Below are 20,129 nucleotides of genomic sequence, written 5' to 3' on the forward strand. Positions count from 1 at the left end.
ACGGCTCGGTTTGTACGTTGTTTCGTTACATTCGCGAGCGCGCAACGCGTTTCGGCGGTGGTGGTGATTCGTACGAAACCGGCTGGTTGTCGGGGTGATCCACGACACTTGGCCGGCTACGATCGGGCTCTCTGCCGCCGTATGAGGAGCCACGCATGAGTCAGGAAGTTCGCGGAGTCATCGCGCCGGGTAAGGGACAACCGGTCCGGCTGGACACCGTGGTGGTGCCCGATCCGGGGCCCGGCGAGGCGCTGGTGAAGATCCAGAGCTGCGGGGTCTGCCACACCGACCTGCACTACCGCGAGGGCGGCATCAACGACGACTTCCCCTTCCTGCTCGGCCACGAAGCCGCTGGCATCGTGGAGGCCGTGGGCGAGGGCGTCGAGGACCTGGCGGCCGGCGACTTCGTCGTCCTGAACTGGCGGGCGGTCTGCGGGAAATGCCGCGCCTGCCTGCGTGGCCGGCCCTGGTATTGCTTCAACACCCACAACGCCACCCAGAAAATGACGCTCAAGGACGGCACAGTGCTCTCGCCCGCGCTCGGCATCGGTGCCTTCATTGAAAAAACGCTGGTCCACTCTGGACAGTGCACGAAGGTCGACCCGACCGCTGATCCGAAAGCCGTGGGGCTGCTCGGCTGCGGGGTGATGGCCGGGCTCGGCGCCGCCATCAACACCGGCGGGGTCACCCGCGGCGACACGGTGGCCGTTTTCGGTTGCGGTGGCGTGGGTGACGCGGCGATCGCCGGCGCCAGGCTGGCCGGTGCTCGTACGATCATCGGCGTCGACGTCGACGACCGGAAACTGGCGTGGGCGCGCAAACTTGGCGCGACGCACACCGTGAACGCCAAGCAGACCGACCCGGTCGAGGCGATTCGCGAGGCCACCGGTGGTTTTGGCGCGGACGTGGTGATCGAGGCGATCGGCCGGCCGGAGACGTACGAACAGGCCTTCTACGCCCGCGATCTCGCCGGCACGGTCGTGCTGGTCGGCGTGCCCACCCCGGACATGCGGCTGGAAATGCCACTGCTTGATTTCTTCGGCCGCGGCGGCGCGCTGAAATCATCCTGGTACGGCGACTGCCTGCCCTCCCGGGATTTCCCGATGCTGGTGGACCTTTACCAGCAGGGCCGGCTCGATCTGGACGCCTTCGTCTCGGAGACCACCACGCTGGACGACATCGAGGCCGCGTTCGAGAAAATGCATGCCGGCGAGGTCCTGCGCTCGGTCGTGGTCCTTTGATCGAGAAGGTGGTCACGTCCGGGAAGTTCGAGCTCGATGGCGGCAGCTGGGACGTCGACAACAACGTTTGGCTGGTGGGCGACGAAAACGAGGTGCTGGTGATCGACCCCGCCCATGATGCCGAGGCGATCCTGGCCGCGGTCGGGAAGCGCAGGGTCACCGCGATCGTCTGTACGCACGGCCACAACGACCACATCGGCGCGGCGGAGGCGGTAAAAACCGCCACCGGCGTGCCGGTCTGGCTGCACCCGGCCGACCGGATGCTGTGGGACGTGGTTTATCCCGAGCTGCCGCCGGACGGCGAGCTTTCCGACGGTCAGGACCTGCCCGTCGCCGGCACGGTCCTGTCCGTACGGCACGCGCCGGGCCACTCGCCCGGCTCAGTTTCGCTCTACAGTGCGGATCTGGGCGTGGTCTTCACTGGCGACACGCTGTTCAACGGCGGACCAGGCGCGACCGGCCGCTCGTACTCCGACTTCGACACCATTGTCGCGTCGATTTCGGCGCGATTGCTCACTCTCGCGCCGGACACCACCGTCCACACTGGACACGGCGACGACACCACCATCGGCGCTGAGGCCGCGCATCGACAGGACTGACTCAAAACATAGTGTTCTGGTTGGCGGGATCGTCGGGCACCGGCTGCGCCACATCCCAGTGCTCGACGATTTTCCCGTCCGCGAACCGAATGATGTCCACGATGGCGGTCCCTCGCTCCGCATCGGTCAGCTTCATGAGCCCGTGCGTCACGACCAGGTCTCCCTCCGCTATAACCCTGCGGATGTCCAGCCGCAGCTGCGGGAACCGCTCGACAAACGCGCCGAGGAATTTCCTCGAAGCTTCCGCGCCATCGGGTGCGTGCGGATTGTGTTGCACGTACGACGGGCCAACGTAACGATCGAAAGCCTCCATGGGTCGCCTCGCGTTGAAGGCGAGATCGAGGTACGCCCGCGCCGTTTCCTTGTTCTGTTCCAGATCCATCCACCCATTCCACCAACGGTTCGGCGAAATCCGAAGGACCGATCGGATCTGATGCCATACCCTGAAGGTATGGTCGATCTCGAGGTGCGAGAGCTGCGGTATTTCCAAGCGGTCGCCCAGGAGCTGAACTTCTCCCGGGCCGCCGAGCGACTCGGCATCGCGCAGCCGCCGCTGTCCCGGGCGATCCGGCAACTGGAGCGCCGGGTCGGTACGCAACTGTTCGAGCGAGACAACCGGCGGGTCGCACTGACCGCCGCCGGCGCGGTCCTTATGGACGAGGCGACTCAGGTCTTCAACGCGATTTCCGCGGCCGCCCTGCGGACCCGCCGAGCCGCCGCGGCCAGCCCGGCGCTGGTAGTGACTGCGAAGCCGATGGTGACCACCGACTTGCTGCGTCGCATCCTCGAAGCGTACGGGCCAGATCCTGGGCTCGAGGTGGTCATCAGCGGCTTTGGCGAGCAGGCCGACCTGGTCCGCGACGGCCGCGCCGACGTGGCGCTGCTGGGCCTGCCCGGCGACCATCGCGGCCTCGACCTCCAGGTGCTGACCAGCGAGCCGCGGGTAGCCGCGCTGCCGACCGGCCACCCGCTCGCCGGCCGGGCCGGGCTGAGCCGGCACGACCTCGCCGGCCTGCCCTTCCCGCGCTGCCGGGAAACCAGCCCCGCTGAGCGGTCGTTCTGGGGCGGCGATGACCCCGCCGACGGCCCGGTCATCCAGGACAGCTCCCAACTCCTGGAAGCCGTCGCGCTCGGTCAGGCGGTCGCCCTCATCCCGGCGTCCCTGGCCGCTCGCAACCGCCGCGACGACATCGCCTACCGCCCGGTCCCGGACGCCTGCCCGTACGAGATCGCCGCCGGCTGGCCGGCTGGCAGCCGCAACCCCGCCATCGCGCACTTCGTCGAAACCGCCCTTGGCCTGGCTACCGCCGGGCGGCCGTCCGAGCGTTCAGCACAGTCATGACGACGACCAGGACGCTTGCCACCACCAGGACGGTCGCGAGCGTGTGCAGGCTGGCATCGGTGGCGCGCTCGCGATAGGTGACGCTGATCAGGCTCGCCGCCGCGATCGCGCCCACATACATGAAAGTACGCAGCAAACCCGCGGCCGTACCAATATGAGCGGCCGGCGCCTGCCCGTACATGGCGGCCTGGTTGGCGACCACCACCATGGCGTTCTGTACGCCGAAAACCACGCTGACAGCGAACAAAAGCCAGATCGAGGTGGCGTGGTCGAGGAAAAGCAGACTGGCCGAACCGACGGCCAACAGAGTCGCGCCCACCAGCAATGGTCCCCACACCGCGCGCCTGCGCGAGACGATCGCCGAAACCACCGCGGCCACCACAAAAGACGGCATCAGGATCAGCCCGGCGGCGGACGCGGACAGCCCTGCGCTCTGCTCCAGCCACTGCGTCCAGCCGTAGAGAAAGCTGTACGTGACCAGGAAAGTCAGCGCATAGCGCAGATAGGTCGCGGTCAGGGCCCGGTTGCGTACGAGCATCCGAACCTCGGCGAAAGGCGCGGCCGCCCCCGATGCGCCAGCTTCGGCGGGTTCGCGCGGCTCGTCGGCTGGCAGCCAGCGCAGCGCGAAAATCGCCCCGACCACAGCCAGCGGCACGTTCACCAGGAAAATCGAGCGCCAGCCGCCGGCCGCGATCAACAGACCGCCCAGCGGCGGGCCGACCGCCATGGTGACCTGGCCGGCGATGGCGAGCGCGCCGAGCACCCGGCCAGGCACCGGTTGGTCCAGCCGTACGGACTGCTGCCGGACCATGGTCATGGCCGCCGGGTAAGCCGCCGACGTGCCCACCCCAATGACCACCCGAGAGGCGATGACCAGGCCAAACGCGCCGGCCCAAGCACCGAGCAGGCCGCCGGCCGCGACCATCGCGAGCCCGGCCAGGTAGATCCGCCGCGGTCCGAACCGGTCGGCGAGCTTGCCCATCACCGGCTGGCCGACCGCGGTCGCCAGGTAGAGCGCGGAAACCAGCCACGCGGTCCGGTCCGCGCCGACCCCGAAGGCCTGGCCAATCGACACCAGGGCGACCGCGATGATCGAGGAATTGATGGGGTTCAACACGGATCCGGTCGAGGTGGCCAGCACGAACCGCGGGCCGAATCCGACGGATTTCGGCGTGAGCGCCGAAAGCGTACCCGTCATGAGGTGGATCTGTTGTTACTGTCCATGAGGAAATTCTGCGCCGCGAACTGACCAGGACTAAATACCCGTTTCGGCCGGCGAGATACCCTCCGGGTATGCCAGTGGACATCCGCCTGATGCGATATGTGGTGGCGATCGCGGAAGAAGGCAGCTTCGGCCGGGCCGCGGCCCGGCTGCATATCGCCCAGCCGCCACTCAGCCGGCAGGTCGGCGAACTGGAGCGCGAACTGGGGGTGCGACTCTTCGAACGCCGGCCCACCCGACTGACCGCGGCCGGCGAGGCTTTCGTCGAGTCCGCCCGGAAAGTGATCGCCGACGTCGACCGGGCGGTGGCTCGTACGAAAGCGGTGGCCGGCGGGGCGGTCGGCGTCGTACGGGTCGGATACGTGGTGAGCGCCGCTTATGAAGTGCTGCCTCGCTTGCAGGCCGCCGCCCGAAAGCAAGCGCCGGGCATTCGCCTGGACGTCACCGAAACCGACTCCGCGGCGCTGGCACAGGGCCTCAGGGACGGCCGCTATGACCTCGTCTTTTCCCGCAGTATCACGGACTTCCACCGACTGAGCGTGACGCGCGAACCGCTGGTCGCGGTGATCAGCCGTACGCATCCGCTGGCTGGCCGGGAATCGGTGTCCGTACGAGAACTCCGTGGCAGCCGGCTGCTGCTCTCCGAGCATCACCTGCCCCGCTACCGCGAGGCCGTTCTCACTGCCGTACAAGGAATTCTGGATGAGGTGGTGAACACCAGGATCGCCGGCTGGCGGTATTCCGACGAGCTGCTCGACAGCCGTACGATCACTTTGGTGCCTCGCACGCTGGGCGACCATCCGCCGTCGACCGCGGTGACCGTACGGCTGGAGGAGGAACCGCCAGCCGCCGATCTGCAGGCGGTGTGGACGACCGACCTGTCCCCTCCAGCCGGTCGCATCGTGGAACTCGTACGCACAATATTCGACTAGGGCGTGTCTCCTAATTCCAGGTGGATGAGGGTCGAGATCCAAGCGTCGGCTGCCGGTGCCGCGGGAAAGCCTTTCATAGCAGCGCTATGGGGGCTTTTCCGCGGTGCCGCCAGCCGACTCCTGGGCTCGGCTATCGCCCGCCGCAATAACCAGACAGGGCCTAAGCCGAGCGCTCGTTGCTGCCGATGCGGGGGAACGGACCGGTTGAGAAGATGACTTCCACCGCGACCTCGAAGTAGTCGGCGATTTTCAGTGCCAGATAGAGGCTCGGGCTGTATTCGCCGCGTTCCAGGTAGCCGATGGTCTGGTAATGGACGCCGAGCGCCTCGGCGAGTTGACGACGGGAGATGCCGCGTTCGGCGCGCAGCATGGCGATCCGGTTGTAGATCGTCTCGCTCATGCCACGCCCCGATCGCCGAACAGCTCAGCGAACATTCTTACCCAACCCGCTGCATCGCTTTCTCGCGGCGGGCCGCGACGCTGGAGCCGGACTCGCGACGCGCCATCCGGCGCAGCACCATCGGCGCCACCACCAGGCCAATCACCGCCCACAGCAGGAGCATGCCGAGGGTTTCCGGCTGCCGCCACGAGTGTCCGATCTCGACCGCGGCCAGTTGGCCGGGCAGCAACGCCGACCGCATGCCCAGGCCCAGCCAGTAGATCGGGAAGATCTGGCCGATCCACTGCAGCCAGACCGGCAGTTGGGTGATCGGGTAGAAGATCCCGGAGACGCCGATCAAGCCCATGATCGGGAACATCACCAACCCCATGTTGCGCGGGTTGGAGAACAGCGATCCGAGAATGGCGCCGAGCGGCAGGGTGGCGACCAGTCCGACCACGATGACCGCGACCAGGACCAACCAGCCGCCGACGCCGTTCACTCCGACCTGGTTGAAGAATATGAGGCCGGGGATCAACTGCAGTAGCAGGCCGAGCAGGGTCCACCCGGACGCGAGGACGATTTTGCCGACCAGATAACCGGTCATCCCGTTCGGAATCGCCTTGGCTCGCAACAAAGTGCCGTCCTCGCGCTCGACCATCAAGTACTGCGCGAGGGTCAGCATCCCGCCGAACGCGATGCCCATGCCGAGCACACTGGGCAGCACGGTCGCCCCCAGCGAGAAATTCAGCCCTGGCACTTTGGCGCCGCGCATGAACAACATCACCACGAGCAGGATGATGTTGGGGAAGATCGCGCCAAACAGGTCCTGCACGTTGGTCACCGAGTTGCGCAACTCGATCAGACCACGGCGCAGCCCGGCCCGACCGGCGTAGAGAGATGCGTTCATCGGGCCGCCTCCGCGAAAGTGGCGGCGGTGCCGCTGGTTTGTCCGGTCTCGAACTGCTGCACCATCGCCATGTACGTGTCCTCCAGGCTCGCCCGGCGAACCTCAAGGTCACCGATCTTGTCCCCGTACTGCTGGAAAAGTTCCCGCACATAGCGGGTCGACTCGGTGCTGGTGTGGACAAAACGCTGACCGTCCCGGGTCCACCGGATCTCCGCCTCGCCGGACATCTGGCGGGTCAGCTCATCCGGCGAGCCGTTCGCGATCACCTTGCCGCCGGCCAAAATCAGGATCCGGTCGGCCAGTTTTTCGGCCTCGTCCAGGTCATGCGTGGTGAGCAGGATGGTGGTGTGGTCACCATCGGCCAGCCGGTGGACGAGGTCGTGAAACTCCCGCCGCGCCTCCGGGTCGAAACCCACCGTCGGCTCGTCCAGGAAAAGCAACTCGGGCCGCCCGACAATGCCGATCGCGACATCCAACCGGCGGCGCTGGCCGCCGGAGAGCTGGCCGACTTTTTTGTTGGCATGCTCGGTCAAACCGACCGTGGCGACCAGCTCGTCCGGGTCCCACGGCCGAGGATCCCGCGCAGTGGAATAGGGCACGTAATATTCGCCCAAATGCGCGAGCAACTCGCGTACTTTCCATTTTCCGTGGTCGCGCCACGACTGCAGCACAATGCCCAGTCGGGCCCGCCACGCCTCGCCGCCGCTGGCCGGGTCCTGACCAAGCACGCTCACCTGTCCGGCCGACCGCATCCGGAAGCCTTCCAGGATCTCGATCGTGGTGGTCTTTCCGGCGCCGTTGGGGCCGAGCAGACCGATCACCTCGCCACGCCGGGCCACGAAATTCACCCCGGTCAGCACGTCGTGCGTGCCGTACCGCATCCGCAGGTCGCTCACGTCCAGCACGACCCGCTCGTCCGGCGGCCCAGCAGTCGCCTCCGGTGCCGCTTCTCTCACTGTAGTCATATGACCTCGCCGTTCGATTCAATCACTCGGATCATTGATAGCAGGGATGCTACAAGAAGCCCTAGGTACATGACAAGAAGTTTATACTCGATCTAAGTTTCAGGAGAGAGCATTGCTGGCGAGAAGCGCGCGTACGCGGAGATAGGTGATGTCCCGAGCGGCCAGTTCGTGCGCCAGCGGGTCGTCCCCTTTCAGCAAACCCAGCAGGAGGTGCGTGTCGTCGAGCTGGCGTTCGCCGTTGTCGACCGCGGCGCGCAACGCCTGCTCCAGCACGCGTTTGACAGCCGCGCCGAACCGCGATTCCAGCCGGCCGACCCGGGGCGGTCGCGGCGTAAGCGCCCCTGATCCCCAGTTCCGCTCGACGGTGTCGATCACCTCGTCCACATCGATGCCGATGCCGGCGAGCGCGTCGACGTCGGCGACACTGAGGCCACCTCGCCGGTCAGCCGCCTCCACCGCGGTCATCAGCTCCGCGAGACCTGGCTCATCGACGCCCACTTGCGCCAGCACCTGAGCGGCTCGGGACTCCCGGTCCGCGACCATGGCCGCCAGCAAATGCCTGGTGCCGACCTGGCCGCCATCGGCGATAGAGACCGAATCCTGCACGACCCGCCGCGCATTTTTAGTGAAACGCTCGAACATCACTCACCTCTTCGCATGTTTTTTATGTACGGCCTGCCGGCTGACGCCGAGTTCGGTGGCGATCTCCTGCCACGACCAGCCCTGATCGCGTGCGTTGGCGACCTGCATGGCCTCCAACTGCTCCAGCAGCCGGCGCAGCGCCGAGACCGCCCGCAGCCCGGACCGCGGATCGCGGTCGCCGGCGGCGGTGGCCAGGTTCGTTGCGACTGTCATGCCGTCAACTTACGTTGACAGATGGCCGATGTCAACTTGAGTTGACAGCTTCGCCGCGTACCCGTGCGTGACCGCTGTTTCACGAGTGGCATCATCGGCCGGGATGACTTCAGTCAGCCGCGGCCGCCGGTCCAGCACCTCGAAACCGGCGGGTGGCGTTTACGCCGAGATGGTCAGGACATTCGAACGGCTCGTCGACGAGCCGAATGTCCTGCTCGTGGAGCTGGCCGCGTCCGGGCTGCTGGGGATGTGGTGGGACGCTCCACTGCCCGGCATCGACCCGGACACGATGATCGGCGGCCAGTTCGTCGAGTACGCGCGGGAATCACCCAGCCTGCCCGCGCTGGCCGCACTGCGGGCCGTACAAGCCATCGGAGTGGGCGAGAACCTCCGTGCCCGCGCTGGCGAAGCGGCCGACGAGTTGGCCGACTCCGGGCTGGAAGAACCGATCTGGCGGGACGGGATCGGACACCCGACCCCCACCACCTGCTGGCAGTATCGCGACGGGCACCACCAAAACGGCATTGTGCTGGCCGAGTTCGAGCAGCAGGAAAAGTCCCACGCGCTGGTCGTTTTCCTTGAGCCGCTGGGCAAAACCGGGCGCGCCACCGATATTTCCATGACCGGCGACTCGGCCGTACTGGTCCGCGAACTGCGCAAGAAAGCGATGGCCGGCGCGGGCGTACACACCCTCGACCACCTCGCCCCCGCCGCCGCGGCAACGCTGATAATGCAGGCATTGCGCCGTACCGACGCGCTCGACGATCCCGCGGTCGACAAGCAGTACGGGCAGCTCAGAGCCCTCGCCTACGCCCGCTGCCGGAGCCTCACCGACCCCATTTCGCACGTCAAATCTTAAAAAGATTCCCGATGGGGAAAACGCCGCCACATTCGTACGACTTCATGACCACATGCAAATACGCCTTGCCGTATACAGAAAGTGGCCAGGTGCGCACTCACTGTGTGTAATTGATCGCTCAGTTATACGTGTCCTGGCATTTTAGAAAACCTAAAGCCGGCCAGGTTACCTTTTCAGCGTGTGGGGTTCGGGTCTGCCCGGGGGACGGGGGCGAGCAGCCCTGCTAGTCCGGGGGAAGAGCGACAGCCAGCAATGGGTGTTTTCTTGGCTCTCCACACGGCAGACGGGGCGGGATGGCTGGGCCTACGACCGAACGGGGGTTCGTAGGTCCGGCCGTTGCCCCTGCGCTGAGCCGCCATCCGCGAAGCGGGGCTTGCCAAGCCCCCCAGGTGGGCCAGCGAATATCCCGCAGAATGTGCGGCACCTCGGCGGACCGTGTCCGGGGGGACCGGGGTGCCGCACTTTTGCTTGCTAATGTCTTTCTGAGTAGTCCTGAATGGAGAAAACGAAATGCGACGGTTGGTCCGCGGGTTGGCACTTGTCTCAATGGTGGCAGGGGTCGGCTATGCCGTTTTCACCCTCACCCGTTTGGCCAAGGACATCTCATCCGATCAGTTCGACGACTACACCCCACCTGCCAAGACACCGACGCCCACGCCAAAGCAGGACGAAGAGCCAGAATCCGGCGAGAAACCAGCAGCACCGGGCAAGATCAAACCGCAGAGCAACCAGTGGCAGGCAGTGCCCAGCATCACCAAGAAATAGCTTCCGTCGCAGCGCCTGGTCGGCTTCGGGTCGGCCAGGTCTCAGCTTTTAGCGCTCCCGGCTCTCTTCCCACTGCGCCAGCCGACGCTGGCTGACCTCAACGGCCGCCAGCAACAAGTCGTGTCGGTCCTGCGGAGTTGTTTCAGCCGCCACTCTGGAATGGGACTTCTCCCAGGCCGAAAAATCTGTCTCGCTCAGTGGCCATGGCGGCAGCTCGGTGATCTGCCGACAAGCCAGGGCAAGTCCGGCGAGCTCGGGGCTGCCCTGGTCACCGGCCTCCTGAGTAATCGCGGCGGTGAGCCACACGGCCCACACGGCCGTGTGCAGGTCCGAGAATGCCAACGAACTGGCCAAACATTTCCGCAACTGCTTCGCCGCGGCGGCGGGATCTCCATACGTCCGCTCCAGATCCGCCATCGCGAGCAGGACATAGGTCCGATCCAGTGGTCTTGCCGCAGCGAGTTCGAGACCGCGACGCAAATGCTGGCGACCCTCATCGAATCTTCCGAGTTTGGCCAGCGCCCAACCGTGATAGGCGTGGGTTTCGATGACCATGCTCACCGGAAGATCCGGAGATGCCAGCAGCGGCGTGGACACCTGGATGGACTTAGCTGGATCACCATTCAGGAGATGGAAATTGGCCAGCCGATATCGCGCGTGATATCCCTCTTCGCTGCCCACCGCGGCCAACTCGACCGCGCGGTCGAGAAAAGCCTTCGCCTCGACGGGACGCCCCCACAGGGTCGAGAAACTTCCGGCGTTCGAGAGTCTCCAGGCCAGCAACATCTTGTCGCCACTTGCTTCGGCATTGACAAGGAACCGATCGATCAGGTCCAGGCACGAGCGATCGGCCATCAGGAACATGCAGGAAGCGATACCGAGGCAGATATCGGACCGGCGGCGATAGTCGTCCACGGTAGTGCCGTTGAGAATCCGAAGCGCGGTTTCCAGATGAGATCGCGCCTCCAACGGACGGCCCTGGCCGTACGCGAGCCGGCCAGCCCAGTGCCGGAGCCGGCCGTGTGTTGCCAGCGGCAGAATGTCCCACTGCAGAAGCGCGCGCTGAGTGAAATACCGCGCTGTCTGAAGGTTTCCGTAGTCGTAGTCAAAAACCACCCGAGAGAGCGAGAGCATCTCGGCTGCCACGGTGGTCAGCGCCGCGCCGGCGTGATCCAGCGCCCATCCCAGCGCAGTATAGAGGTTGTCAATGTCGATCAGGAAAGTAGTGATCCCAGCGGCCCGCTCAAGATAATCCTCGATACCCAGAAGTCCTTGAAGCAAGCCGAAACACCAGTCCAGGTGGCAGCGGCGGGTGACATTGAGGTCGGCTTCGTCGGTGCCTTCGGCGGCGAATTCCCGGATCGGAATGAGCAGGCGGTAGCGGAGTTGTTCGCCTTCCACGATGACCTGGATCATCGAGTGGTCGACGAGGTTTCCCAGCAGTACGGGAATGTCCGCCGCGTCGATGCCGGAGTGGCCGCAGACCTGCTCGGCGGCGCTCAAGTCGAAAGCGGTCGGGAAAACCGCCAGCCGGGCCAAAAGACGGCGTTCGACCGGCGGAAGGAGTTGGGCGCTCCATTCGTACGTGGATTTCAGGGCACGTTGGTGCGGAAGCCGATGGTCGGAGCCGGCGCTGATCACCGCGGCACTGTTTTCCAGGCGCTGCGCCAAATCAGCGATCGACATCGCGCGTAGCCGAGCGGTGGCCAGCTCGATGGCCAGCGGCAGACCTTCCACGTGCCGGCAGATCCGGGCGATGAGGGGCAACTGACTGTCGGTGTCTATCCCGCGGCGGACCAGCCGGGCCAGGTCGACGAAGAGTTGTACGGCGGGGCTGGCCCGCAGCTCGGTCGTACGCGTCTCGTCCGGCTCCGGCAGCGCGAGCGGCTCGACTTCCCACACCGTCTCCAGCGGCAGCCCGAGCTGGCGGCGCGAGGTGACCACGATCCGCAGCGACGGGCACGATCGCACCAGATGGTCGACCAGCCGGTTGCAGCTGGCCCGTACGTGCTCGGCGTTGTCCAGCACGACCAGCCGGCGCTCGCCCTGCAGCACTCTCACCACCGCGCCGAGCGCGGACTCGCGGCCGTTGGGGCGGGCGTCGATGGCCGACCGGAGGGCTTCGGCGACCAGCCCGGAACCCTCGTCGGCGGTGTCCGGCTCGGCCGGCAACCGGCCGCATTCCACGACCACCACGCCGTCGGCGGCCACGCTGACGCCGTTGTCCAACGCCGTCCGGGCGGTGGCCAGCGCGAGCGCGGTCTTTCCGGCGCCGCCGGGCCCGACCAGGGTCATCACCCGGTGGTGCTGGATGAGCTCGATCAGCTCCGGCAGGACCTGGTCCCGGCCGACCAGCGCACGCTGGTCCGGCGGACGGCCGGTCCAGCGCCGCAGCGGCAGCAGCTCGGTCAGGTCTACGGTCTGGCGCTGCTTCTCGTACTCGGACGTGCTGTCCTCGTCGGCCTGCAACAGCGCGAGATGCGCCTGCTGCAGCTCGCGGCTCGGGCTGATCCCGAACTCCTCGGCGAGCTGTCGCCGGGTCCGTTCGTAGATCTCCAGCGCACGGGCCGGCTGGCCGGTCACCGCGTACGCACTCATCAGCCTGATCTGCAGCGACTCGCTGAGCGCCTCGGCGGCGGCCAACCCGGGCAGCCAGCTGAGCACCTCGTCCGGTACGCCGGCCTGCAGCTGGGCGTCGGCGCAGTCGACCGCCGCCCCCAAATACTCCTGCTCGATGGCCGCGACCTGCGGGTGCAACCGGAGGGCGCCGCCGAGGTCATCCAGGAACGGGCCGGACCGCAGCGCGATCGCCTCGGTGAGCAGCCGCGCGGCGCCGGCCATGTCGCCGCTTTGGCGGGCCGTGTACGCACCCGTGACCAGCTCCCGAAAACGCAGCAGGTCGATCGTGACGCTCTCGGTGTTCAGTTGGTAGCCGCCGCCGCGGGACAGCAGCAGCCTGCTCTGCGCGCGGGTGGTTTTGCTGGTCGTACGACCCGGCTCCAGCACTTGGCGGAGGGTGGCCACATAGGTCTGGACAGTCGCCGAGACCCGTGGCGGTGGCGCGTCACCCCAGACGAAGTCGACGATGGCGTCCCTGGACACCGACCGGCCGCCGGCCAGCGCGAGAACGGCCAGCACGGCCCGCTGTTTCGGCCCGCCGAGGGCGATTTCCACCTCGATGTCACCAGCTTGGTGCCACGCCTGGACTGGACCGAGCACACAGAGACGGACCGCTATCCGTGTCCGCTGCCCTGTTGCCGTCGCGTCCAGCACCCGCCTGCGCCCCTCGCCCGCCGTCTCCCGTGCAGATCTTAGTCAAATATGTACGGATTCGGTCCGGACCGAAGCAAACTCTTTCGCCGTACCAAGATCAGGACCAGCGGTTTTAGAGATCTTTCAGACCCACCTGGCAAAGTTTTCCCAGCGTGGTGGGCCATCGGGTGGTGGGCCATCGACATGGTCCACCACCAACAGACTTCTCAAAGGGGGAATCGATGCGTGACATCAGGCGGCAGCTGGTCGCGGCTCGTACGGACGGGGTGTCCCTGGGCTGAGCGACGTCCCGCACTGGCACCATCGGGGCATGAGTCCAGTCAGCCGTGGCCGTACGAAGAAGAAGAACAAGACGAAGAAAAGCAGTCGCGAGCCGAGCCTGAAGCAGATCTACGCGGGCGTCGTGGACGAGTTCGCCGGCACGATCAGCGAGACCGATCCGCTGAACGCCGAGGCGATCGCGTCCTCGATCGTGGGCGACGCGCTGCGGATGTCCGACGACTACGAGGTCGAGGACCTGGGCACGCTGCCGTTGATTGGGTACGCCAGCGGCCGGCCGTCGCGGCCCGGGCTCGCCCTGCTGCGCGCTGTCGCCGCCGTCGGCATCACACCGGAGTTGCGCCAGGCGGCCGCCGAGGGGGTCCAGGCGGTGCTTTCCGCCGGCATCGCGGACCTGCCGTGGGCGGGCGCCCTTGACGCCCCGATCGAGGCGGGCAACTGCTGGCAGATGGGCGACGTTTTCGGCGACAGTTGCATGGTGGTGGCCGAGTTCGTACGGAACGGCCAGCGGCATGCCATCTCCGGCCACCTCGGCCTCGACGGCCTGAACGGGTTAGCCGAGGAGATCAACCTGCTGGACAAGACCGACGGGTTGGCCGCGGAACTCGCCGGCCTCGCTGAGGAGGATCCGCTCCAGTTCTTCCAGGAGATCGAGCACGCGGCCGGCATGCGGCTGCTGCGCCGCAGCATTCCGGCCGCTGTCGACTACTACGGAGTCGACCCCGATCCGGAGGAGCCGGACTCCCCTGGCGCTAGCTACTACGGGCTGCTCTACGCGCGCTACCGGGCGCTGGGGTTGCCGGCGGTGGTCGTCGACGAGGGCTCGCCGATGCCCCCGGAGGTTGGCGACCAGGTGGTGGCCGACTTCCTGGCGGCCAAGAGCGACGGCCTGCCCGACGTGGAAGCCGCGAAGGAACTGATCCGGCACCTCGCCACCTTTGGATTCGAGCTGGACGCGCTGCGGCCGGTTCGGGTCAGTCCGGTCAAGACGGCCGGCTTCCTGCTGGCGTACGTGCCGGAGGTGGCGAACCTCTCTGACCAGGCGATCTCGGCCGTACCAACGGTCATGGAGGCCTGGACGGAGTGGGTAGCCGACCAGCGGAAGCTGCCGATCGAAGCGGTCCGCACACTGCGCAGTGAACTCACCGAGGTGCTGGCCGAATTCGCCAAAGCGCACCGGAAGTAGCATCGGTCCCCATGCGGCTTTGCGTGTTCTGTGGGTCCCAGTCCGGGCGTGGCGACGGGTACGTGTCTGCCGCCCGCGACCTCGGGCGGCAGCTCGCCGAGCGGGGCATCGGGGTGGTCTACGGCGGCGCCTCGGTGGGCACAATGGGCCAGGTCGCGGACGCGGCGCTGGCCGCCGGCGGCACGGTGATCGGGGTGATCCCGAACAACCTCTTCGGCCAGGAACTGACGCACCAGGGCCTGACCGAGCTGCACTTCGTCGAGGACATGCATCAGCGCAAGGCGAAGATGGCGGCACTCGCCGACGGGTTCATCGCACTGCCCGGCGGCGCCGGCACCCTGGAGGAGCTGTTCGAGGTCTGGACCTGGGCGCAGATCGGGGTGCACGCCAAGCCAGTCGCGCTGCTGGACGTGGCGGGCTACTACCAGCCGCTGCGGACATTCCTGGACCAGATGGTCACCGAGCAGTTCCTCCGCCAGCCGCACCGGGACATGTTGTTCATCGAGAGCGACCTCGGCGCGGTGCTGGACCGATTCGGTGCGTACGAACCGCCGGCCGTGAAACCCATCGCGAGGTAGGCGCGTTGCATCCGTTCGTACGGCCGCCGATGGGCCATAAGGCTTCGGTTCCTGTGACCGGGGGTCACAGACGACGTGACGGAAGGCATACTGGGATTTAATGACGCCTCCGCTGCAGCTGTTCTCGCGCCGCAAGCCGCCCGCCTCGGCGCCCCCAGTGCCGCCCGTCGACCTGGTCAAACGGGTCGAACCGCCGGCACCGCCGGCCGTTGACCTGGTGAAGCGATCCGACAGCGGCGCCACCAAGGTCGACCTCGTCAAAGCCGCCACCGTGGTCGCCGTTGGTGAAAAACCCAAACTGTCATGGAGAGAACGCCGTAAGGCGGCCAAAAAGGTGGTACTGCCTCCCAAGGAAACCGAGGACGAGCCGTGGGTGATGCCGGCGCTGCCGCGCAAGCCCCGTCTCGCGGACCTGCGTGACCGGCGCGGTCGAGCCCGCCGCGCGCTGGCTTTTCGCAGCCTCGGCTACCTGGGCATCGCACTGATCATCGCCGGCGTGAGCTTCCTGCTGGTGCCGCAGATCCGAGCCCGGGACACCGCCGCGCAAATCCCGCCGGTGCCGCAGCCGAGCCAGTCCACTCCGGACCAGGCCGGCCCGGTCCCGAACACCGACCCGACCCCGTCGGTCGCCCCGCAGGCCAGCACCCCGGCCGTCAACACCACCCAGATCAACCCGGCCGCGTACGGTCCGTGGGCCCAGTCGCTGACCGCCAAGCTGGACATCCCCGTCGTCGCTCTACAGGCATACGCGTACGCCCAGTATCAGGAAAACCTGGCCGCCCCGGGCTGCCACATCTCCTGGACCCTGCTCGCCGGCATCGGCAGGGCCGAGTCCGACCACGGCCGCGAGGGCGGCGCGGTCCTGCAACCGGACGGCAGCAGCAGCAAGCCGATCATCGGGATCCAGCTCACCGCCATCAAGGACACCGACGGTGGCCTCATCGACGGCGACAAGGTCTACGACCGGGCCGTCGGGCCAATGCAGTTCATTCCGAGCACCTGGAAGCTCTACGCAGTCGACGCGAACGGCGACGGCAAGGCCGACCCCTTCAACATCAACGACGCTTCGCTGGCCTCGGCCCGCCTGCTCTGCTCAGACAACCGAGACCTGAAAACCGGCGTCGGCTGGGGCGCTGCGGTCTACTCGTACAACCACCTGAACAGCTACGTCGAGAACGTCTACAAATACGCCGACCAGTACGCGCGAGAGAGCCTCGCTTCCTGATTTCACTCTCCAAAACAGCCGGTCCGGCGCGAAACTGTCGTACCTGTGCTGTTTCCTAGCCCCCTCCCTTTAAACGGGCGGGGGGTGGGTTTGAGGACCGATGTTCAACTAAAAATTAAGGTCTACCTCTCGACCCACCCCCCGCCCGTCACTGGGTGGGGGCAACTTTTGCGGGTGGGTACGACAGTTTCGCGCCGCACTGGGTGCTGGTCGTTGAGTGCGCGGGCGGTGAGTGGGGCCGCGATGACCTCGCGTGCGTCAGGCGCACGCGATGAGTCATCGCGGCCAAAGTGGGCCGAGTGGCCAAAGTGGCCTAAAAGCGGCTACGAGCAGGTCAGCGTCGCCACCGCCCAGTCGGCGTGGTCCCAGGTGTTGCCGTCGCCGCCGTCGCTGACCTGCAGGTCGATGATGTGTACGCCGGTGACGTTGGCCGTCAGCGACACAGCGGCCTGGTTGCCGCGCTGCACCGGGCTCTGCGCGAGCGACTTGTTGTCGCCAACCACGGTGAAGGCGACCGAGCCGTTGCCATGCGTCTCGTCGTCCACACCCACCATCGCACTGAACGACGTGCATTTACCGCCCAGGTAGATGCGTACGGTCGACGGCGCGTGCGCCCCGATCCCGGTGGCGTATTTGACCCCGGCGATGCTCATCGGCAGCCCGTCACCGGGCTGGTTTTCGCCGTTGCTGGTGTTCCGCTCCACCGGTCCCCAGCCGTTGCCGGTGGAAATGAACGGCAGGCTGGACGCCTGCACCGACCCGGCCGGCGGCGGCACGGCGACCAGCGCGGTCACGTGCTCGGAGGATTGTTGCCCACCGCCGATGGTGAAATATCGCGAGTCGACGCGTACGTCCAGGCTGGCGCCGCCGGTTCCGTCCGGCACGAGTTTCCAAGTGGCGGTCCATCCGCGATGCGGCTGCACCACGTCGGTGCGTACGGTCGCCGAGCCCTGCACCTTCCAACCGGCCGGCGCCACCAGCGTCAGCGACGGCCGGATCAGCGGCGTGGAGCCGTCGTTGTAGACAGTGCCGAGCGTGGTGAAAGGCTGGTCCTTCTCGACCACCTCGTCGACACCGACGGACAACGTGGTGAGCGGCGCGAGCGTACGCCCCGATTTCGGCCAAATCCGCAGCAACGAAACGCCGTGCACTCCGAGCTCGGCCCGAATCATCGCGTCGGTCTGACTTTCCTTGCCAGTCCACAGATCTTTCACTCTGTACGAGTCGGTGTCCGGCAGCCCGATGGCCGCGGTCGTGGTAGCCGCCATCGCGGAAACCGGGCCACGGTTGAGAAGCGCGACGGTCACCGAGCCGTCGGACATCGGCTTGGCCCACACCTGAGTGGTGCCGTTGCCACTGACCAGCGCGCCCTGCTGACCGCCCCAATCCTGGTCGACCGCGACAACGTCTTTGTTCATCAGGATTTTCTTGGTGGCGTCCGACATCGTACGCAGATCGTTGCCGGACAACAGCGGCGCGTTCAGCAACGCCCAGAGGCTGAAATGTGCCCGATATTCGGCGTCCGTCATGCCGCCGTTGCCGACCTCCAGCATGTCCGGGTCATTCCAGGCGCCCGGTCCGGAGAATTTCTCCAACCCGACCTGCTGGTCCAAAATGCCCAGCACACTGGAAAACGAGTCGGTGATGTCCCCGGTCGTACGCCACAACTGCCCGCCGACGCTCGCACCCCATTCCCACGGCTTGTTCTGACCCCACTCGCAGATGCTGAGTACGATCGGCCGGCCGGTCGCCTTCAACGCGTTCGCCATCGCGGTGTAGCGCTCAATCGCCGGCCGGTTCTCGTTGTTGCAGTTGTCGTACTTGAGATAGTCGATGCCCCAGTCAGCGAAACTCTGCGCGTCGGTGGTCTCGTGGTCCAAACTCGCCGGATAGCCGGCGCAGGTCTGCGTGCCAGCGGACGAGTAGATGCCGAGCTTCAGTTTCTTACCGTGTACGTAATCCGCGAGCGCCTTCATTCCGTCCGGGAATTTCACCGGATCCGGCACCAGTTGGCCGGCCGCGTTGCGGTCGTGCGACATCCAGCAGTCGTCAATGTTGACGTACTGATAGCCGGCCGCGCGCATTCCGCTGGACACCATCGCGTCCGCGGTCGCCTTGATCAGGGTTTCGCTGACATTGCAGCCAAACTTGTTCCAGCTGTTCCACCCCATCGGCGGCGTTTTCGCCGTCGTCACGGTAGTCGGTTTTTCCGGCGCCGCCGCAGCAGCCGCGACAGGCCCCGCGGTGATTATCAGGATAAATGCTGATAAGGCAGCTAACCTGCGCATACGTGTCCCCAATCCGGAGTATGTGCGCAGGATTTTACTTGCCACTGGCAGGAAACTAGCCGGAAACGTCTGGCCGGCACAGGCCACTCACAGCCGCTGCACAATCGGGGCCTGATGGTGACGTTGTCGGGGTCTCTAACGTCGTAAATCCCCAAGAACGTCACAATCGGGCCCCGATTGCGCAAAAACCCCTACGAGAAGAGGCGCGCTGCGTCCGTCGCCCAGTACGTGAGGATGATCTGGGCGCCGGCGCGGCGGATCGAGGTGAGAGTCTCCACGATCAGCCGGTCCCGGTCCATCCAGCCGTTGGCGACAGCGGCCTCGGCCATCGAATACTCGCCGGAGACGTGGTAAGCGGCGACCGGTACGTTCACCGAGTCGGCGACTCGGCGGACGATGTCCAAATACGGCAGCGCCGGTTTGATCATCACGGCGTCGGCACCTTCGGCGATGTCCAGGGCGACCTCGCGCAGGGCCTCGGAGGCATTCGCGGGGTCCTGCTGGTACGTCTTGCGGTCCCCTTCCAGCGAAGACTCGACCGCTTCCCGGAAGGGACCAAAGAAAGCCGACGCATATTTCGCCGAATAGGCCAGAATCCCGACATCGGTGTGCCCGGACCGGTCCAGCGCCGCTCGTACGGCACCGACCTGGCCGTCCATCATCCCGCTCGGCCCCACCATCTGGGCGCCGGACTCGGCCTGGACGATGGCCATTTCGGCGTAGCGGGCCAAAGTCGCATCGTTGTCGACCGACCCATCCTCGGCCAATACACCACAATGCCCGTGATCGGTGAATTCATCCAGGCACAGGTCGCTCATCAAAACCGTGCTGTCGCCGACCTCGGCCCGCAACTCCAGCAGGGCCGCGTTCAGAATGCCGTCCGGATCAATGCCGATCGAGCCGGTGGCGTCCTTGCTTTCCGGCGTGGGTACGCCATAAAGCATGATCCCGCCGACGCCGGCCTCGACCGCCTCGGTCGCCGCTTTGCGCAGCGATTCCAGCGTGTGTTGGACGACGCCCGGCATCGACGCGAGCGGCACCGGTTCCGGTACGCCGTCCTTCACGAACATCGGCAACACGAGGTTCGCCGGATTCACGTGTGTTTCAGCCGCGAGCCGGCGGATCGCGGCGGTGGTCCGCAGCCGGCGCGGACGCACCGCCGGAAACCCACCCAGCGGGAGCGGCAGGTCGGCCACGTCAAAATCGGACGAAGCATGTCGTCTTGCCATTT

General features: G+C 66.3%; 19 protein-coding genes. 9 read left to right on the forward strand and 10 right to left on the reverse strand.

Going from position 1 to position 20,129, the window contains the following annotated elements; all coding sequences use genetic code 11:
- Positions 1–155: 155 nt before the first annotated feature.
- On the forward strand, positions 156–1,241 hold the full coding sequence (locus tag ABD301_RS00715; protein ID WP_344306154.1) for an S-(hydroxymethyl)mycothiol dehydrogenase: 1,086 nt from the start codon (positions 156–158) through the stop codon (positions 1,239–1,241).
- A complete protein-coding gene (locus ABD301_RS00720; RefSeq protein WP_344306156.1) occupies positions 1,238–1,840 on the forward strand; it encodes an MBL fold metallo-hydrolase in 603 nt (200 codons plus the stop codon). The genes ABD301_RS00715 and ABD301_RS00720 overlap by 4 nt, the downstream gene beginning before the upstream one ends.
- 1 nt (position 1,841) lies before the next feature.
- On the opposite strand, the gene ABD301_RS00725 is transcribed toward ABD301_RS00720, so the two are convergent.
- Entirely contained in the window at positions 1,842–2,222 is a 381-nt protein-coding gene (locus ABD301_RS00725; protein WP_163573463.1) for a nuclear transport factor 2 family protein, read from the reverse strand.
- Positions 2,223–2,291: 69 nt separating this feature from the next.
- Here ABD301_RS00725 and ABD301_RS00730 point away from each other — a divergent pair, with 69 nt between their 5' ends.
- On the forward strand, positions 2,292–3,182 hold the full coding sequence (locus ABD301_RS00730; protein ID WP_163573462.1) for a LysR family transcriptional regulator: 891 nt from the start codon (positions 2,292–2,294) through the stop codon (positions 3,180–3,182).
- On the opposite strand, the gene ABD301_RS00735 is transcribed toward ABD301_RS00730, so the two are convergent.
- Entirely contained in the window at positions 3,142–4,380 is a 1,239-nt protein-coding gene (locus ABD301_RS00735; RefSeq protein WP_344306161.1) for an MFS transporter, read from the reverse strand. The two genes, ABD301_RS00730 and ABD301_RS00735, sit on opposite strands and share 41 nt — an antisense overlap.
- A 95-nt stretch (positions 4,381–4,475) precedes the next feature.
- On the opposite strand from ABD301_RS00735, the gene ABD301_RS00740 reads away from it, so the two are divergent.
- The gene (locus tag ABD301_RS00740; protein ID WP_344306163.1) at positions 4,476–5,336 is read left to right on the forward strand and encodes a LysR family transcriptional regulator; all 861 of its coding nucleotides are present in this window, start codon (positions 4,476–4,478) and stop codon (positions 5,334–5,336) included.
- Positions 5,337–5,496: 160 nt separating this feature from the next.
- On the opposite strand, the gene ABD301_RS00745 is transcribed toward ABD301_RS00740, so the two are convergent.
- From ABD301_RS00745 to ABD301_RS00765, 5 genes are all read right to left on the reverse strand, one after another.
- Complete coding sequence (locus tag ABD301_RS00745) at positions 5,497–5,736, reverse strand: helix-turn-helix transcriptional regulator (protein WP_163573459.1); 240 nt, start codon at positions 5,734–5,736, stop codon at positions 5,497–5,499.
- 37 nt (positions 5,737–5,773) lie between these two features.
- The gene (locus tag ABD301_RS00750) at positions 5,774–6,625 is read right to left on the reverse strand and encodes an ABC transporter permease (protein WP_344306165.1); all 852 of its coding nucleotides are present in this window, start codon (positions 6,623–6,625) and stop codon (positions 5,774–5,776) included.
- Positions 6,622–7,590 carry an ABC transporter ATP-binding protein gene (locus ABD301_RS00755; protein WP_344306167.1) on the reverse strand — a complete coding sequence of 323 codons (969 nt, stop codon included), beginning with the start codon at positions 7,588–7,590 and terminating at the stop codon, positions 6,622–6,624. The genes ABD301_RS00750 and ABD301_RS00755 overlap by 4 nt, the downstream gene beginning before the upstream one ends.
- 99 nt (positions 7,591–7,689) lie before the next feature.
- On the reverse strand, positions 7,690–8,232 hold the full coding sequence (locus ABD301_RS00760; RefSeq protein ID WP_163573458.1) for a Clp protease N-terminal domain-containing protein: 543 nt from the start codon (positions 8,230–8,232) through the stop codon (positions 7,690–7,692).
- A gap of 3 nt (positions 8,233–8,235) precedes the next feature.
- On the reverse strand, positions 8,236–8,445 hold the full coding sequence (locus ABD301_RS00765) for a helix-turn-helix domain-containing protein (protein ID WP_163573457.1): 210 nt from the start codon (positions 8,443–8,445) through the stop codon (positions 8,236–8,238).
- A gap of 103 nt (positions 8,446–8,548) precedes the next feature.
- Between ABD301_RS00765 and ABD301_RS00770 the strand changes: the two genes are divergently transcribed.
- Positions 8,549–9,304: a hypothetical protein gene (locus ABD301_RS00770; RefSeq protein ID WP_163573456.1), complete on the forward strand. Its 756-nt coding sequence runs from the start codon at positions 8,549–8,551 to the stop codon at positions 9,302–9,304.
- A 510-nt stretch (positions 9,305–9,814) separates the two neighbouring features.
- Positions 9,815–10,069, forward strand: a complete 255-nt coding sequence (locus ABD301_RS00775) for a hypothetical protein (RefSeq protein WP_163573455.1) — start codon at positions 9,815–9,817, stop codon at positions 10,067–10,069.
- Positions 10,070–10,117: 48 nt separating this feature from the next.
- Here ABD301_RS00775 and ABD301_RS00780 read toward each other — a convergent pair whose 3' ends face one another.
- Positions 10,118–13,288 (reverse strand): AfsR/SARP family transcriptional regulator, encoded by a 3,171-nt coding sequence (locus ABD301_RS00780; protein WP_344306172.1) that lies wholly within the window; start codon positions 13,286–13,288, stop codon positions 10,118–10,120.
- 364 nt (positions 13,289–13,652) lie between these two features.
- Here ABD301_RS00780 and ABD301_RS00785 point away from each other — a divergent pair, with 364 nt between their 5' ends.
- From ABD301_RS00785 to ABD301_RS00795, 3 genes are all read left to right on the forward strand, one after another.
- Positions 13,653–14,807, forward strand: a complete 1,155-nt coding sequence (locus ABD301_RS00785) for a hypothetical protein (protein ID WP_344306174.1) — start codon at positions 13,653–13,655, stop codon at positions 14,805–14,807.
- A gap of 11 nt (positions 14,808–14,818) precedes the next feature.
- Positions 14,819–15,385, forward strand: a complete 567-nt coding sequence (locus tag ABD301_RS00790; protein ID WP_344306176.1) for an LOG family protein — start codon at positions 14,819–14,821, stop codon at positions 15,383–15,385.
- A gap of 100 nt (positions 15,386–15,485) precedes the next feature.
- Entirely contained in the window at positions 15,486–16,610 is a 1,125-nt protein-coding gene (locus ABD301_RS00795) for a lytic transglycosylase domain-containing protein (RefSeq protein ID WP_344306178.1), read from the forward strand.
- 323 nt (positions 16,611–16,933) lie between these two features.
- On the opposite strand, the gene ABD301_RS00800 is transcribed toward ABD301_RS00795, so the two are convergent.
- Both ABD301_RS00800 and hemB read right to left on the reverse strand, forming a co-directional pair.
- The gene (locus ABD301_RS00800; protein ID WP_344306179.1) at positions 16,934–18,805 is read right to left on the reverse strand and encodes an NPCBM/NEW2 domain-containing protein; all 1,872 of its coding nucleotides are present in this window, start codon (positions 18,803–18,805) and stop codon (positions 16,934–16,936) included.
- 284 nt (positions 18,806–19,089) lie between these two features.
- Positions 19,090–20,127 (reverse strand): porphobilinogen synthase, encoded by a 1,038-nt coding sequence (hemB, locus tag ABD301_RS00805; protein ID WP_163573448.1) that lies wholly within the window; start codon positions 20,125–20,127, stop codon positions 19,090–19,092.
- Positions 20,128–20,129 lie beyond the last annotated feature (2 nt).

It is taken from the genome of Fodinicola feengrottensis (assembly GCF_039530045.1).
Taxonomy (GTDB): domain Bacteria; phylum Actinomycetota; class Actinomycetes; order Mycobacteriales; family HKI-0501; genus Fodinicola; species Fodinicola feengrottensis.